The organism is Nonomuraea sp. NPDC052634, assembly GCF_040678535.1.
Taxonomy (GTDB): Bacteria; Actinomycetota; Actinomycetes; order Streptosporangiales; family Streptosporangiaceae; genus Nonomuraea; species Nonomuraea fastidiosa.
The window spans coordinates 206,588-219,777 of the sequence record NZ_JBFATY010000010.1 but is presented as its reverse complement, the minus strand read 5'-3'; the positions used below and the strand labels follow the sequence as shown (position 1 = coordinate 219,777).

The 13,190-nt window shown below is 73.9% G+C and carries 15 protein-coding genes and 1 pseudogene; 7 read left to right on the top strand and 9 right to left on the bottom strand.

The genetic code is table 11. The features are described from left to right. Positions 1 to 49 precede the first annotated feature (49 nt). Together AB0K67_RS32795 and AB0K67_RS32790 are read right to left on the bottom strand one after the other, a co-directional pair. Positions 50 to 943 carry an NmrA family NAD(P)-binding protein gene (locus AB0K67_RS32795; protein ID WP_364067992.1) on the bottom strand — a complete coding sequence of 298 codons (894 nt, stop codon included), beginning with the start codon at positions 941 to 943 and terminating at the stop codon, positions 50 to 52. Between the two features lie 405 nt (positions 944 to 1,348). After that, entirely contained in the window at positions 1,349 to 1,705 is a 357-nt protein-coding gene (locus AB0K67_RS32790; protein ID WP_364067991.1) for a bacteriocin fulvocin C-related protein, read from the bottom strand. Positions 1,706 to 1,796: 91 nt separating this feature from the next. Here AB0K67_RS32790 and AB0K67_RS32785 point away from each other — a divergent pair, with 91 nt between their 5' ends. Both AB0K67_RS32785 and AB0K67_RS32780 read left to right on the top strand, forming a co-directional pair. Further along, positions 1,797 to 2,780, top strand: a complete 984-nt coding sequence (locus tag AB0K67_RS32785; protein ID WP_364067990.1) for a BtrH N-terminal domain-containing protein — start codon at positions 1,797 to 1,799, stop codon at positions 2,778 to 2,780. 71 nt (positions 2,781 to 2,851) lie between these two features. Next, positions 2,852 to 3,442, top strand: a complete 591-nt coding sequence (locus AB0K67_RS32780; protein WP_364067989.1) for a WHG domain-containing protein — start codon at positions 2,852 to 2,854, stop codon at positions 3,440 to 3,442. A 489-nt stretch (positions 3,443 to 3,931) separates the two neighbouring features. Here AB0K67_RS32780 and AB0K67_RS32775 read toward each other — a convergent pair whose 3' ends face one another. The 4 genes from AB0K67_RS32775 to AB0K67_RS32760 form a co-directional block, all read right to left on the bottom strand. Next, positions 3,932 to 4,903, bottom strand: coding sequence for a threo-3-hydroxy-L-aspartate ammonia-lyase (locus AB0K67_RS32775; RefSeq protein WP_364067988.1), 972 nt, complete (start codon positions 4,901 to 4,903; stop codon positions 3,932 to 3,934). Between the two features lie 74 nt (positions 4,904 to 4,977). Beyond that, a complete protein-coding gene (locus AB0K67_RS32770; RefSeq protein ID WP_364067987.1) occupies positions 4,978 to 5,505 on the bottom strand; it encodes an MATE family efflux transporter in 528 nt (175 codons plus the stop codon). Continuing rightward, positions 5,421 to 6,263, bottom strand: coding sequence for a hypothetical protein (locus AB0K67_RS32765; RefSeq protein ID WP_364067986.1), 843 nt, complete (start codon positions 6,261 to 6,263; stop codon positions 5,421 to 5,423). Before AB0K67_RS32765 ends, AB0K67_RS32770 begins: the two co-directional genes overlap by 85 nt. A 61-nt stretch (positions 6,264 to 6,324) precedes the next feature. Further along, positions 6,325 to 7,284: a DUF523 and DUF1722 domain-containing protein gene (locus AB0K67_RS32760; protein ID WP_364067985.1), complete on the bottom strand. Its 960-nt coding sequence runs from the start codon at positions 7,282 to 7,284 to the stop codon at positions 6,325 to 6,327. A 92-nt stretch (positions 7,285 to 7,376) separates the two neighbouring features. Between AB0K67_RS32760 and AB0K67_RS32755 the strand changes: the two genes are divergently transcribed. Beyond that, positions 7,377 to 7,901 carry a CGNR zinc finger domain-containing protein gene (locus tag AB0K67_RS32755; RefSeq protein WP_364067984.1) on the top strand — a complete coding sequence of 175 codons (525 nt, stop codon included), beginning with the start codon at positions 7,377 to 7,379 and terminating at the stop codon, positions 7,899 to 7,901. 109 nt (positions 7,902 to 8,010) lie between these two features. On the opposite strand, the gene eno is transcribed toward AB0K67_RS32755, so the two are convergent. Further along, positions 8,011 to 9,288: a phosphopyruvate hydratase gene (gene eno, locus AB0K67_RS32750; RefSeq protein ID WP_364067983.1), complete on the bottom strand. Its 1,278-nt coding sequence runs from the start codon at positions 9,286 to 9,288 to the stop codon at positions 8,011 to 8,013. A 142-nt stretch (positions 9,289 to 9,430) separates the two neighbouring features. On the opposite strand from eno, the gene AB0K67_RS32745 reads away from it, so the two are divergent. Both AB0K67_RS32745 and AB0K67_RS32740 read left to right on the top strand, forming a co-directional pair. Continuing rightward, a complete protein-coding gene (locus tag AB0K67_RS32745) occupies positions 9,431 to 10,405 on the top strand; it encodes a helix-turn-helix domain-containing protein (protein ID WP_364067982.1) in 975 nt (324 codons plus the stop codon). 78 nt (positions 10,406 to 10,483) lie between these two features. Beyond that, on the top strand, positions 10,484 to 11,386 hold the full coding sequence (locus AB0K67_RS32740; protein ID WP_364067981.1) for an alpha/beta hydrolase: 903 nt from the start codon (positions 10,484 to 10,486) through the stop codon (positions 11,384 to 11,386). Positions 11,387 to 11,514: 128 nt separating this feature from the next. On the opposite strand, the gene AB0K67_RS32735 is transcribed toward AB0K67_RS32740, so the two are convergent. Further along, positions 11,515 to 11,925: a hypothetical protein gene (locus AB0K67_RS32735; RefSeq protein ID WP_364067980.1), complete on the bottom strand. Its 411-nt coding sequence runs from the start codon at positions 11,923 to 11,925 to the stop codon at positions 11,515 to 11,517. Next, positions 11,922 to 12,224 carry a hypothetical protein gene (locus AB0K67_RS32730; RefSeq protein WP_364067979.1) on the bottom strand — a complete coding sequence of 101 codons (303 nt, stop codon included), beginning with the start codon at positions 12,222 to 12,224 and terminating at the stop codon, positions 11,922 to 11,924. The genes AB0K67_RS32735 and AB0K67_RS32730 overlap by 4 nt, the downstream gene beginning before the upstream one ends. Positions 12,225 to 12,366: 142 nt before the next feature. Between AB0K67_RS32730 and AB0K67_RS32725 the strand changes: the two genes are divergently transcribed. Further along, on the top strand, positions 12,367 to 12,513 hold the full coding sequence (locus AB0K67_RS32725) for a hypothetical protein (RefSeq protein ID WP_364067978.1): 147 nt from the start codon (positions 12,367 to 12,369) through the stop codon (positions 12,511 to 12,513). Positions 12,514 to 12,860: 347 nt separating this feature from the next. After that, positions 12,861 to 13,049 (top strand): annotated as a pseudogene (locus AB0K67_RS32720) (histidine kinase dimerization/phosphoacceptor domain-containing protein); the annotation flags it as partial. Positions 13,050 to 13,190 lie beyond the last annotated feature (141 nt).

Genomic DNA, 13,190 nt, shown 5'->3' with positions numbered 1-13,190 from the left:
CCACTCTGCTGCCGGACGCCCGCCGCACGCAAGCGCCGCCACGGAGCGCTCAGGCCGAGGGGCTCATGGCCTGGCGGAAGAACTCCTCGGCGGTGGTCGGCCGGACTCCCGGGTAGCGGTCGTTGTCGAGCGGGTCGAGCTTGCCCTTGCCGCTCACCATCGCCCACGTGTACTGCAGCAGCAGCCACGCGAACGGGTCGGCGCCGGCCGTCTTGAGCCGCGCGATCTCGGCCTCCAGCTCATCGACCCCGCCGAGCCGCCTGGGCCGCAGCCGCCGCCCCGAGCCGCGTTCCATGGCCTGGTGCAGCTCCCTGAGCGTCAGCACGTCTCCGGCGACCCGCACGATCCGCCCTGCGGCGGCCGGGTCCAGCGCCGCCTCCGCCGTCCACTCGGCGGTGTCGGGCATGGTGCTGAAGTCCACCGGCTGGTCGCCGTCGCCCCAGTAGCTGAACGTGCCGGACTCCCAGTCCACCCAGTTGTAGAAGGGCTGGTTGAGCACTTCGAGGAACGCCCCGCAGAGCACCGACGTGATCGCCACCGGGCTGCCCGCGAACGACCCGGCGGCCTTCTTGCGCAGGTCGGCGAAGTCGATGTCGCCGTAGTCGAGCCGGTCGATGGCGAGAGAGAAGTCGGACGGGATCAGCCGGGCGACCCCCGCCTGCTCGGCGGCGCGCAGCAGGTTGAGCTGGCCGTCGATGATGACGTCCGCGCCGCCCTGGACGGTCGAGATCACGGCGTCGGCGCCCTCCAGCGCGCGGGCGAGCCGGTCCGCGGGGTCGCGGATGTCGCCCTCGACGACCTCGACGGCAGGATCGAGCGCCCGGCGGCCCTCGACGTTGCCCGGCCTGACGAGAGCGCGGACCCGCGCGCCCCGCCTGTGGAGGCTGTCGATAACGAGACGGCCGAGAGCGCCGGTGGCGCCGGCCACGAACACGGTGGACATGAATGCCTTCCCTTCCCTGGCCCTGGGCGCGAGGTGCCGCAGAGGCCGGAATCTATCTGCACAGGCAACTATTGCATATTGTTGCTTGTGCAGATAAATGGTGGGAGGGGAGAAGGGGGCGGACGTGCGAGGGAGGGGCGCCGCGCCTGGCCCGCCGCCTCCCCGTACCCGAGGCGCCCGGCCCGCCACCGCGCTCGCCGTGCCCGGGGCGCCTGGCCCGCCGTGGCTGCCGTGCCCGAGACGCCCGGGGCGGGCGCGGGGCGGCGGGCAGGGGCGGCCGCAGGGTTTCAGTGCCCGGGTGGCTCAGGTGTGCAGCGGGCGCAGGGTGGCATGCAGGGGCGGGCGCGGGGCTTCGGTGCCCGGGGCTCAGGTGTGTGAGCCGTCGGGGCTCAGGTGTGTGACCTGTCAGGCGATCCGGCGGGTGGTGCCGTCGGCGGGGCCGAGGCGGGCGAGGAGCTGGAAGGCGGTGTCCTTGCCGAAGGCGGCGATGGCCGCCTCGCCCATCCGCTCGAGCTCGGGCGCGGGCGCGGGCGGGCTGCCGGGCGCGAACGTCGTCTCGTCGCGGACCAGCGCCTCCATCTCGTCGAGCAGGCTCCGCTGCTCGGCGGTCAGATCAGGACGCGCGGCGCGAAAGCGGATGAGCTGCTCCAGCCAGAGCCCGCTGCGCACTTCCGCCGGCAGGTCCTGGTAGAGCTCGCGTCTGCGGCTCACGGGATGGGTGATGAACTCGTCGTACGCCGCGGAACGCTGTTCGTCGTCCATGGACACCTGCCGGGTCGAGACGGGTGGACTCTCCCCCTGGGGGAGACCCCATGCTACCCGGAGCACGATCAGCCCTGAGGAGAAGCGAAGTATGACCATCGTGACCGGCGTCGAGCCCCGCGGCCTGCACCACTGCGAGACCACGGCGCTCGGTGTGCTGCTCCGCCACGAAGGACTCGACCTGCCGGAGCCGCTGATGTTCGGGCTCGGCTCCGGCCTGTCCTTCGTCTACTGGGACGCCAAGGCGATGCCGGTGCCCTTCCTCGGCGGCCGGGTCAAGCCGTTCGAGCTGACCAGGAACCTGGCCGCCAGGCTGGGGCTGACGCTGGCCGTCCAGGAGACCACCTCGCCCCGCCGGGCCTGGGAGAACGTGGCCGCGGTCATCGACGGCGGCCGCCCGGCCGGCCTCCAGCTCGACTGCTACCACCTCGACTACTTCACCTCGAAGGTGCACTTCGGCGGCCATGTGGTCGCCATGTACGGCTACGACGACCGCGACGCCTACCTCGTGGACACCGCGCAGCAGGGCGGCGCGGTGCGCACGAGTCTCGACGCGCTCGCCCGCGCCCGGGCCGAGCGCGGCCCGATGACCGCGAGGAACCGCTCGTTCACCATCACCCTGCCGCCGCACCCCGTCGCCTGGCAGGAGCAGCTCGTCCCCGCCATCAGGGACTGCGCGGCCGCGTTCCTCTCCCCGCCCATCGCGAACCTCGGTCACCGGGGCGTCGCCAAGGCCGCGACGAAGGTGCCCGGCTGGTGGGAGCGGGCGCAGGACCCGCGCCGCGACCTGCCGCAGGCGGCCCTCCTCATGGAGCGGGGCGGCACCGGCGGCGGCCTGTTCCGCGCGCTGTACCGGGACTTCCTCGCCCAGTGCGCCGAGCTGGTCGGCGGTGCGGACCTGCGTACGGGCCACCGGCTGTACGCCGAGGCGGCGGCCCTGTGGACCGATGTGGCGGCGCTGATCGGCAAGGCCGGCGAGAGCGGCGACCCCGGCCACCTGGAGGAGGCCGGGACGGTCCTGCGCGACCTGGCCCGCATCGAGCGCGAGGCCATGGAGGCGCTGGCCCGCCTGTGACGCACCGTTCCTAGGAGTCCTAGGTATAGCCTAGGAAGGCAAGCCAACAACCTAGGAAGGGTCGGTGACCTATGGCGCGTGCCGGGCTGACCGTGGAACGCGTGACGCTCGCCGCCGCGGAACTGGCCGACGAGGTCGGGCTCGACCACGTCACGATGTCGGCGGTGGCGCGCCGGCTCGGCGTCAAGGACGCCAGCCTGTACGCCCACGTACGCAACCTGGAGGACCTGCGCGGGCGCATCGCGCTGCTGGGCGCGGACGAGAAGACCATCCGCATCGCCGAGGCCACCGCAGGGCGGGCCGGCAAGGACGCGCTCGTCGCCTACGCCGACGCCTGGCGGTCCTACGCCCACGACCACCCGGGCAGGTACACCGCGACCCAGGTCCCGATCCCCATCGACCCCGAGCTGGCCGCCAAGGCGGCCGGGCCGCGCCGGGCGGTCGAGCTGACCTACAGCATGCTGCGCGCGTACCGGCTGGAGGAGCCCGACCTGACCGACGCGGTCCGGCTGATCCGCAGCGCGCTGCACGGATTCGTCAGCATCGAGGCCGCGGGCGGGTTCGCGCACGCGCGACCGGCCGGCGACTCCTGGGTCCGCTGCGTGGAAGCCCTGCACAACGCACTCGAACACTGGCCCTCCCGCACCGGAGGAGACCCCTGATGACCCCCGTGACCACGGGACGGCTGCGCGTCGACGGCGCCACCCTGCACTACGAGGTACGCGGCAGCGGGGCTGTCGCCGGACGCGCCCGTCCGCGTGGCCGGGTGCAGCTCCGGCGCGATCACCGCGCTCCACCTGCTCACCGCCCATCCGGAGCGGGCCGAACGGGTGATCGCGCACGAGCCGCCGGTGGTCGAGGTGCTGCCGGACGCCGCCGTCCACCGGGCGCTGATCGCCCGCGTCCAGGACACCCTGCGCAGGGAGGGCCTGATGCCCGCGGCGGCCGTCTTCGCGGCCGGCCTCCGAGCGCCCGCCCCGGCTCGGCCACGCGGGGAAGCGGCCGCCCCCGCGCTTGCGCCGCACGATGGCCGACGACGGCCGTACTTCCTCGGCCGCATCGTGCCGGGCTTCATGGCGTACGTCCCCGACCTCGGCCGCCTGCGTGAGCTGTCGGACCGGCTGGTGCTCGCGGCTCCAGGGGTCTTGTGGTCAGTGAGCGGCGAGCAGGTCGGCGAAGCGGCGGCTGTCGACGTTCCCGCCCGAGGCGATGAGCCCGATCCGGCGCGGTGTGCCCTCCACGCGGCCGGACAGCACGGCGGCGAGCGCCGTCGCGCCGCTGGGCTCAAGGACGATCTTCAGGTACTCGAACGCGAACCGCATCGCCTCCACGATCTCCGCGTCGCTCACCAGGACGACCCCGTCGGCGAGCCGCCGGTTGATGCCGAACGTCAGCTCGCCCGGCGTCGGCAGCGCCTGACCGTCGGCGATCGTCCTGGGGACGGGGATGGTGACGCGCTCGCCGCGTTCGAGCGACCGCTTGGTGTCGTCGCCGGCCTCCGGCTCGACGCCGATGACCCGGGTGGCGGGCCGCAGCGCCTTGGCCGCGATGGCGGTGCCCGCGAGCAGCCCGCCACCGCCGACGGGCGCGAGCAGCGCGTCCAGCTCGCCGACCTCGTCCAGCAGTTCCAGGGTGGCGGTGCCCTGGCCGGCGATGACGTCGGGGTGATCGAAGGGCGGGATGAGGGTCATGCCGCGCTCGTCGGCGAGGGCGCGGGAGAGCGCGATGCGGTCCTCCTTGTAGCGGTCGTAGGTGACGATCTCCGCGCCGTAGCCGGCGGTGGCCTCGCGCTTGAGACGCGGCGCGTCCTCGGGCATCAGGACGACGGCCGAGGTGCCCAGCTCGCGGGCGGCCAGGGCGATGGCCTGGGCGTGGTTGCCCGACGAGTGGGCGACGACGCCGCGCGCCCGCTGCTCGGGGGAGAGCAGGGCGACCGCGTTGTAGGCGCCGCGGAACTTGAAGGCGCCCACGCGCTGCAGGTTCTCGCACTTGATGAACACCTCGGCGCCGGCACGGGCGTTCAGGATGCGCGAGGTGAGCACGGGCGTGCGGTGGGCGATGCCGTCGAGCCTGGCTGCTGCGGCGCGGACGTCGTCGAAGGTCACGGACGTGGCGGTGGCCATGGTGTCACCTCAAGGCGGCCGGGGGCCGGTCGGGGGGTGGGGACCGGCCGGCATGATCAGTTGATCTTCCGATCCTAGGCCGCGGCGGGCGCGATGGCGGCGCTGTGCCGGACGAATCCGGTGATCTGCAGCACCCAGATGAGCGCGCCGGTCGCGGTCATGGCGGCCCACAGCCCGGCCAGCCCCCAGGTGCCGGACACCGGGATCACGGCCAGGGCGAGCAGGCCGTAGCCGGTGCCGACCGCGGCGAGTTGCCAGGTCGAGCGTTTGAGTCCGACCAGCCCGTACGCGGTGACGATCGCGCAGCCGTTCGCCAGCGCGAACCCCACGAGCAGCGGCGACAGCCCCGAGGCCAGGGCGAGCACGGCCGCGTCCCGCGTGAACAGCCGCAGCACCGCCTCGCCCGCGACGAGCAGCGCCGCCCCGCCCGCGAGCACCCCGGCCGCGCCGACCGTGACGGCCGCCACGACGAGCCGCCTGGCCTCGCGGGCCGACGTCGCCCGCGCCACCTCGGGCGTCACCGCCCGCGCGGCGGACGCCGCCGCGAGCCCCAGGAAGCCGTCGAGCGAGAGCAGGATCGCGTGAGCGGCGGCCTGCTGCACGCCGGTGCCGCGGCGGCGTACGCGACACCGCCCATCACCGTGAACTTGACGATCAGCGTGGCCGACAGCGGCAGCCCCACCCCGGCCATCCGCACGATCCGCCGCACGCGCGGCCGCCCCGGCCACCACGACTGCCCCGCCAGCTCCGGCAGCCGCCGCAGCAGCAGGTTGGAGACCGCGACGTGCACGGCGGTGGCGGCCACCATCGCCACGCCGGTGCCCGGCACGCCGTACGGAGGCACGAGCGCGAGCAGCAGGACGACCTGCGCCGCCGTGCCCGCCAGCCCGGACCACAGCACCTTCCCGCTGTGCCGCAGCGCGACCAGCATGCCTGCCGCGCCGCCGCCCGCCGCCGACAGCAGCACCTGCGCCGCCAGCAGCGCGGGCAGCGCGCCCAGCCCGGCGACCGCCGCCTCAGGCGCACCCCCGGCCCGCGCGATGAGGGGGACGGCGAGCATCACGCAGGCACCCGCGGACCCGAGAGCGAGCGCGAGCCAGCGCGCGTCCTTCAGCACCGCCACCGCCTCGGCGGGACGCTCCCGGCAGGCGGCGGCGAACGGCGACAGACCGCGCAGCCCGCCCGCCACCGCGGCGTTCACCGGGTTGAGCACGGCGCTCGCCAGCGCGAACGCCGCCAAGTCCGCGGTCGCGTGGCGGCCGAGCAGAGAGGTGCCGAGAAGCTGCGCGACGATGCCGGCGCTCATGGACAGCAGCAGCGGCACGGCCGCGCCCAGCACGATGCGGAAAGAAGAAGACATGAAACGGAGAATCCCGGGCGGCGGACCGCTCGGGACATGATCATTCTACCGCATACGCGCCTCAGACGACATGGTTACGCAGGCACAGCTCCTCCGGATAGGGCTCGAAGTACGTCTGCTCCGCCACGTACGTGGCCGCCGCGCCCCTGGCGTGGTGGCGCAGCAGCGCGAGCGGCACGCTGAGCGCCACCCGGCGCGCCTGGTAGGAGGCGATGACCTCGGCCACGTCGGCGCGGCGCACCGGGTCCAGCCCGTCGCCGATCATGCCCAGGCAATGCTGGAGCACGTTCACGTGCCGCCCGACCGTCGCAGGCACCGCGAGCGCCGAGCGGAACGCCGCGCTGTAGGCCGCGGCCACCTCCTCGCGCGGCCGGACGCCGGCCTGCGCCGCGACCCTGCCGGTCTCCCGGTAGCCCTCGGTGCTGTGGGCGAGCAGCTGCATCTTGTGCCGGGCCTGGAACGCCATCAGGTCGCGCGGCCGCCACGGTCCTGCCAGCAGCTCGCGCAGCCGGGCGTGCGCGAAGATCCGCTCGGTGAACGCCTCCCGCCGCACCGGGTCGTTCAGCCGGCCGTCGTCCTCGACCGGCAGCAGCGGGTGGGCCTCGATCACCGCGTCGGCGAACATGCCGCGCTGCTGCCGGGTCACCGCGGCGTCGCCGGCGTAGAGCGGGATGCCGTGGATGCCGCAGCTCGGGCTCTTGGCCTTGAACACGTAACCGTCGGCGGCCAGCCCCGCCGACCGCTCGGCCGCCAGCTCCGCCATGGCGGGGGTCAGGTCGCGGCGGCTGCGCCTGGTCATCAGCCGGGGGCCGGAGGGCGAGCGCTCCAGGCGCAGCGCCTCGCGGGGCGCGCCGAGGCCGATCTCCATCTCCGGGCAGAGCGGCACCCAGTCGACGAACGGCGCCAGCTCGTCGGTGAGGTAACGGCTGCGGCTGTGGCCGCCGTTGTGCCGTACCGGCTCGCCGAGCAGGCAGCTCGACACCGCCACCCGTGGCCTGCCGCAGACGTGACCGTCCCCCATGCTGGTCAGCTGCCCACAACAGGGGGTCGCACGCGCGGCCACGCGGCCCTCGTGTAACCCTCAGATTCGCGTGTTCCGGTTACACTGTGCGGGTGCCGGTCGTTCCCGCGTTTGACGTGAGCCACGTCGTCGCGTTCGTCAACGAGTACGCCGACCCGCCGCGCGAGGCCGCGGGCGAGCAGGAGACACCGTATCCCGACCCGGCCCCCCTGCTGGACTGGCCCGACGGCCTGCCGCTGCCCGCGGGCGGCGACCTCGTCAAGGCGGCGAACGCCGTCTTCCCCGTCTTCGCCGCCGCGCGTGACGGCCGGGCGCTCGACGAGCTGAACGCCCTGCTGCGCGCCGTACGTCCGCTGCCCGTCGCCGCCCCCGGCGGCCTGCGCTGGACGGTCGGCGACCCCGCCGACGTGCTGCCCGCCGCGCTGGCCACCTGCCTGCTCGCCTGGCTCATGACCCACGGGCAGGCCCGGCTCGGCATCTGCCAGGCGGCCAGGTGCGCCGACGTCTTCACCGACTCCTCGCCTGCGGGGCAGCGCCGGTTCTGCTCGGCCACCTGCCTCAACCGGCACAAGGTCGCCGCCTACCGCAGGCGCGCGTCGGCCCGTAAGGGCCGCTGACGCGAGGGGCTCAGCCGCCCTTGCGGGCCGGGCGCGGTGGTTCTGCTGCTCATGCGGGCCGGGCGCGGGGGTTCAGCCGCCCTTGCGCTTGCGCGCCGAGTGCGGAGGTTCAGCCGCTTTTGAGCGCCGAGCGTCCGGCGTAGCGGGCCTCCGTGCCGAGCTCCTCCTCGATGCGGATGAGCTGGTTGTACTTGGCGGTCCGCTCGGAGCGGGACAGCGAGCCGGTCTTGATCTGGCCGCAGCCGGCGGCCACGGCGAGGTCGGCGATCGTGGTGTCCTCGGTCTCGCCCGAACGGTGCGACATCACGACCCCGTACCCGGCCTCCTCGGCGGTCCGCACCGTGTCCAGCATCTCGGTGAGCGTGCCGATCTGGTTGACCTTGACCAGGATGGAGTTCGCGATGCCGGCGTCGATGCCCGCGCGCAGCAGCGCGGCGTTGGTGCAGAAGACGTCGTCGCCGACGAGCCGGCAGGTCGCGCCCAGCTCGCGGGTGACCAGCCGCCAGCCCTCGGTGTCGTCCTGGGCCATGGGGTCCTCGATGGACACGATGGGGTAGGCGGAGACGAGCCTCGACAGGTAGGCGGCGTGCTCCTCGACGGTGCGCCGCACGCCCTCGCCCGCGTAGTGGTAGGCGCCGTCGCGGTAGAACTCCGACGCGGCCGGGTCGAGCATGACGGCGATGTGCGTGCCGGGGGAGTAGCCGGCGTCGGAGATCGCGGTGACGATGAGGTCGAGCGCCTCCTCGGCGGTGCGCAGGTCGGGGGCGAAGCCGCCCTCGTCGCCGACGCCGGTGTGGTGGCCGGCCTTCTTGAGCGTGGCGCGCAGGGTGTGGAAGACCTCCGAGCCCATCCGTACGGCGTCGGCGAACGTCGTCGCGCCCACCGGCGCGATCATGAACTCCTGGAAGTCGAGCGGATTGTCGGCGTGCGCGCCGCCGTTGATGATGTTCATCATCGGCAGCGGCAGCAGCGCCGCTTCCGGGTCGAGGTAGCGGTAGAGCGGCAGCCGATGCGAGGCCGCGGCGGCCTTGGCCGTGGCCAGCGAGACGCCGAGCAGCGCGTTCGCGCCGAGCCTGGACTTGCCCGGGGTGCCGTCGAGCGCGATCATCGCCTCGTCCACGGCCGCCTGGTCCTCGGCGTCCATGCCGGTGACGGCCGCGGCGATCTCCCCGGTGACCGACTCGATCGCGCGGCGCACGCCCTTGCCGTGGAAGCGGCGCGGGTCGCCGTCGCGCCGCTCCACCGCCTCGTTCGTGCCCGTCGACGCGCCGGAAGGCACGGCCGCGCGGCCCAGTGAACCGTCCTCCAGGATGACGTCCACTTCCACGGTCGGATTGCCCCGGCTGTCGAGGATCTCCCGGCCCGCCACCCGGACGATTGTCGTCATGTCTGCCTACCCCCTGCGTCAGAGGTCCCGTCTGCGTGGATTTCAGATCGGAACTCACTCAGTTCCAGGAAGGAACTTACACTTGCTCCGGGCGCGGGCGCCATTCCGTACCCCCTTTGAAAGCGGGCTAGGAGGCGAGCTGGTGGCACGGGAGCTGCGGGAGCAGGACGCCGGATGCGCGATCGCGCAGGCCGCGGCGGTGGTGGGGGAGTGGTGGAGCCTGCTCATCGTGCGCGAGGTCACCCGTGGCCGCCACCGTTTCGACGACCTGCACGCGGAGCTGGGCATCTCGCGCCGGGTGCTCGCCGAACGGCTGAAGCACCTGCTCGACAACGGGGTGCTCGAACGGCGGCCGTACCAGCAGCGGCCCACCCGCTACGAGTACCGGCTGACGGCGGCCGGCCGGGCGCTCGCCCCGGTGCTGGCCGGGCTGCAGGACTGGGGTGAACGCTTCGTCCTCGGCGACGGCACTTCTGGCCCCGGCGCGACGCCCACCGAGATCGACCGCATGCACGGTCTGGTCGGCACCGCCGTTCCGCATCCGCTGGCGCTGCCGGTGATAGGTGGTGGCGAGGTCGCCGGGGATGGCGGGCTGGACGTGGTTGCGGCCGAGAAGGGCGGGCTGGACGTGGTGGCCTCCGATGCCCGCGTCACGGTCCTCCTCGCCGCTCCCGGTGATGCGCTGGCCGCATTTCTGGGTGCGCTGGGTGCGTCGGCCGCCGCGTTCGCCGAGGCCGGGGTGGCGGTGCGTGCGGTCACCACGCGGGAGCCGGGCGAGCCGCCGGGCGCGGACGCGTCAGGTGCGGAGGCGCCTACGGAGCTGCCGGGCGCGGAGGCGTCGGGTGCGGGGCGGCCGGATGCGGAGTCGCGTGCTGCGAGGGAGTCGGGTCCGGGGCGGGCGTTCCCGGTGCTGTCGGACGCCGAGCTGACGCTGTGCGCCGCGCTGCGGCTGCCGACGTTCCGTACCGGTCACACGCTGCACCTCAAGCCCGCCGTCATCGTCGCCGACGCTCGCCGGACGATCCGCCACGTGCTCTACCCGATCGCCGACGCCGGCGCCGCGATCAAGGACGCCCTCCGCCTGGCGACCGGCGTGACCAGTCGTTTCGTCCGGTGACCGCGCCGCGCGGAATGCCGCCGCCGAGCGGCGTGTTGCGTCTGGCATCCCCGTGATCTCCCGGACGAAAGGTCACCGATGAGCCGTCAGCAGCGCCAGGAGCTGGACGCCCTGCTGCGCAACGCGCCCAAGGCGCAGATCACCACTGTCGAGCAGGCCCGTGCGGACTTCGCCGCGCTCTTCGACGCCCAGGCCCCCGACGGCGTGGCCGTCCGCGAGACCACGCTCGCCGGCCGCCCGGCGCTGGAGTTCACGCCCGCCGATGTGGCCGGTGACGCGATGGTGCTGTACCTGCACGGCGGCGGCTACGTCATCGGCTCACCGCGCACGCACGCCGCCCTCACCGGCGAGCTGGCCAGACGCGCCCGCATCAGGATCGTCTCGCTGGACTACCGGCTCGCTCCCGAGCATCCGTTCCCCGCGGCGGTGGACGACGCCCTGGCCGCCTACCGCGAGCTGCTGGATGGCGGCACGAGCCCGGCCGCCATCGCGCTGGGCGGCGACTCGGCGGGCGGCGGGCTGTCCGTCGCGACGCTGCTCGCGGCCCGCGGCGCCGGGCTGCCGATGCCGGCGGGAGCCGTGCTGTTCTCCCCGTGGACCGACCTGACGCTGACCGGGGCCAGCATCGAGGAGAAGCTGGGGGCCGATCCCATCTTCGCCCGCGCCGACCTGGAGGGCTACCGCACCCACTACCTGGGCGCGGGCGACCCGGCCGCGCCGCTGGCCAGCCCCGCGCTCGCCGACCTGACGGGGCTGCCGCCGCTGCTAGTCCAGGCCGGGTCGAGCGAGCTGCTGCTGGACGACTCGGTACGCCTTGCCGGCCGCGCGGCGGCGGACGGCGTGGACGTGACGCTGCGCGTCTGGGGCGGCCTGTCGCACGTCTTCCAGCACCACACCGCCCTGGTGGAGGAGGCAGGGGAGGCGCTCGACGACGCGGCGCGCTTCCTCGCGCACGCCTACCGCACCGCGGCCGCCGCATGAATGCCGGCCAAGCCTGCGCGACCTCCCGCCGAACGCGACCTACCAGAGCTCGGTGATCGGTCCCGGCGGCAGCCGTCCAGACCCTGAGGCCGGCGTGACCTCGCCGAACGCCGGAGCCCGAGGGGGCGTCAGGCGTTCGCGCGGCGGAGGCGTTCTGCGGCCTGGGCGCGGACCGCGTCGCCGGAGACCGGCGTGTGACCGTACAGGGCCTCGTAGCGGGCGTTGTGCGCGGCGGTCCACAGGCTCGCCGCCCAGGCGACCTCACGCTCCTCGCCGGTGAACGCCCGCCCCCTCGCCTCCTGATAGGCCGCGAGGAAGGCTTGCGAGCTCTCGATCGGGGCCAGCGTCGGCTGCCCCGAGCCGGCGAACATCCCGCTCGCCGCACCCACCAGCGCCGCCTCCGGCTGCCAGGCGAGACTGTCCCAGTCGTGCACCGTCCACAGCCGCCCGTCCTGCCAGCGGAGGTTCTGCGCCTCGAAGTCGGCGTGTCCCAGCACGCGTGGCAGGCCGGTCGCCAGCAGCCGCTTGCGCCTGCTCACACCTCGCCCCCGGGCCGGAACTCCTCGGCGTGCACGGCCAGCGACTCCACCTCCACCACCGGCGTCAACGGCCGCGCGCACGGAAAGCCGCGTTCGGCGAGCCTGGCCTGCGCCGCGACGCACGACGCCGCCCGTCCGGTGCCGGGACGGGCCTTCACCACCACGTCGGCGCCGTCGGCCAGCCGCAGGCCGAACACCATCGACGTCTGCTGCAGCCGGAACAGCACACCCGCGGGTTCGCTGCCGAGGTGGGCGCGACACCAGTCCGGCAGCCAATCCGGCATATCGTTCATAGGCACGGAGAAGACTCTGCCAAAAGCGCTGTCCCCCGTGCGAGCTACCCGCGAATGTCCTCCCTACGGTGACGATCGGCGACTCCCCGATCTCTAGCGTTTTTCCTGAGGCCGCTAGGGGCCGATCGGATCTCGTCTGGGAGTTGTCATGCGATTGTTGACGCAACTCGTGGCCGTCGCGGCGGCCTCCTTCGTGGGCAGCGCCATCGCGGGGGCGGCGCCGGGGATGGCGCTCCGCACGCCGATCCTGGGAGTGGGTCTGCCGATCGGCCTTACCCCCGCGTACCTCTGGTGAGCGGCGTGATGCGGGTCCGCTCGGTGCGGCCCGAAGAGGGATTCGTCGTGCTCTGTCTGATGCTGGCCGGCATGTGGGGGATCAGCGGGTGGCTGCGCCCGCGCCGGGCCCTCGCCGCACATCGCACTGAACCCGCCCCTGATCGTCCTCCTGAGCCCGCTCCGGCCCCCGAGCGCCGTTCTGACAGCGCTCTCGCCGCCGCACACCGCGCATCCACCGCCCACGATCGCCCGGAAAGTGCCTTGACCATCGAACCCCGCCGTGAAAGCACCCCGCCCACCGAGGCCGACGCTGCCGCCGGCGGCACCGAGGCCGCAGGGGCGGGCGACGCCGCGTCCGCCTGGGACGCCGAACGCCACCGGATCGTCCGCGACCTCCACGACGTCGTGACCCACCAGGTGGCGGCGATGATCGTGCAGGCGGAGGCGGCCCGCTACCTGACCGGCACCCCGGAACGCCTCGACGCCGCCCTGACCGCCGTCACCGACACCGGCCGACGGGCCATCGCCGACCTGCGATACCTGTACGGCCTGCTCGCCTACGACCCCGGCCCGGGCAGGGCCGCGGTCGGTGAAGCCACGAGAGGAGCGCTCACCTCCGCCGCCCAGAACGCGGAGACCGCCGTCATCCCACCCCAACCGGCCGCCCCGGACGCCGCCGGGACATCCGGAGCCGCT

Excerpts from the sequence above, each read along its gene's own strand:
- AB0K67_RS32795 (WP_364067992.1), bottom strand. The coding sequence starts at position 943 with ATGTCCACCGTGTTCGTGGCCGGCGCCACCGGCGCTCTCGGCCGTCTC.
- AB0K67_RS32790 (WP_364067991.1), bottom strand. The coding sequence starts at position 1,705 with ATGGACGACGAACAGCGTTCCGCGGCGTACGACGAGTTCATCACCCAT.
- AB0K67_RS32785 (WP_364067990.1), top strand. The coding sequence starts at position 1,797 with ATGACCATCGTGACCGGCGTCGAGCCCCGCGGCCTGCACCACTGCGAG.
- AB0K67_RS32780 (WP_364067989.1), top strand. The coding sequence starts at position 2,852 with ATGGCGCGTGCCGGGCTGACCGTGGAACGCGTGACGCTCGCCGCCGCG.
- AB0K67_RS32775 (WP_364067988.1), bottom strand. The coding sequence starts at position 4,903 with ATGGCCACCGCCACGTCCGTGACCTTCGACGACGTCCGCGCCGCAGCA.
- AB0K67_RS32765 (WP_364067986.1), bottom strand. The coding sequence starts at position 6,263 with ATGTCTTCTTCTTTCCGCATCGTGCTGGGCGCGGCCGTGCCGCTGCTG.
- AB0K67_RS32760 (WP_364067985.1), bottom strand. The coding sequence starts at position 7,284 with ATGGGGGACGGTCACGTCTGCGGCAGGCCACGGGTGGCGGTGTCGAGC.
- eno (WP_364067983.1), bottom strand. The coding sequence starts at position 9,288 with ATGACGACAATCGTCCGGGTGGCGGGCCGGGAGATCCTCGACAGCCGG.
- AB0K67_RS32740 (WP_364067981.1), top strand. The coding sequence starts at position 10,484 with ATGAGCCGTCAGCAGCGCCAGGAGCTGGACGCCCTGCTGCGCAACGCG.
- AB0K67_RS32725 (WP_364067978.1), top strand. The coding sequence starts at position 12,367 with ATGCGATTGTTGACGCAACTCGTGGCCGTCGCGGCGGCCTCCTTCGTG.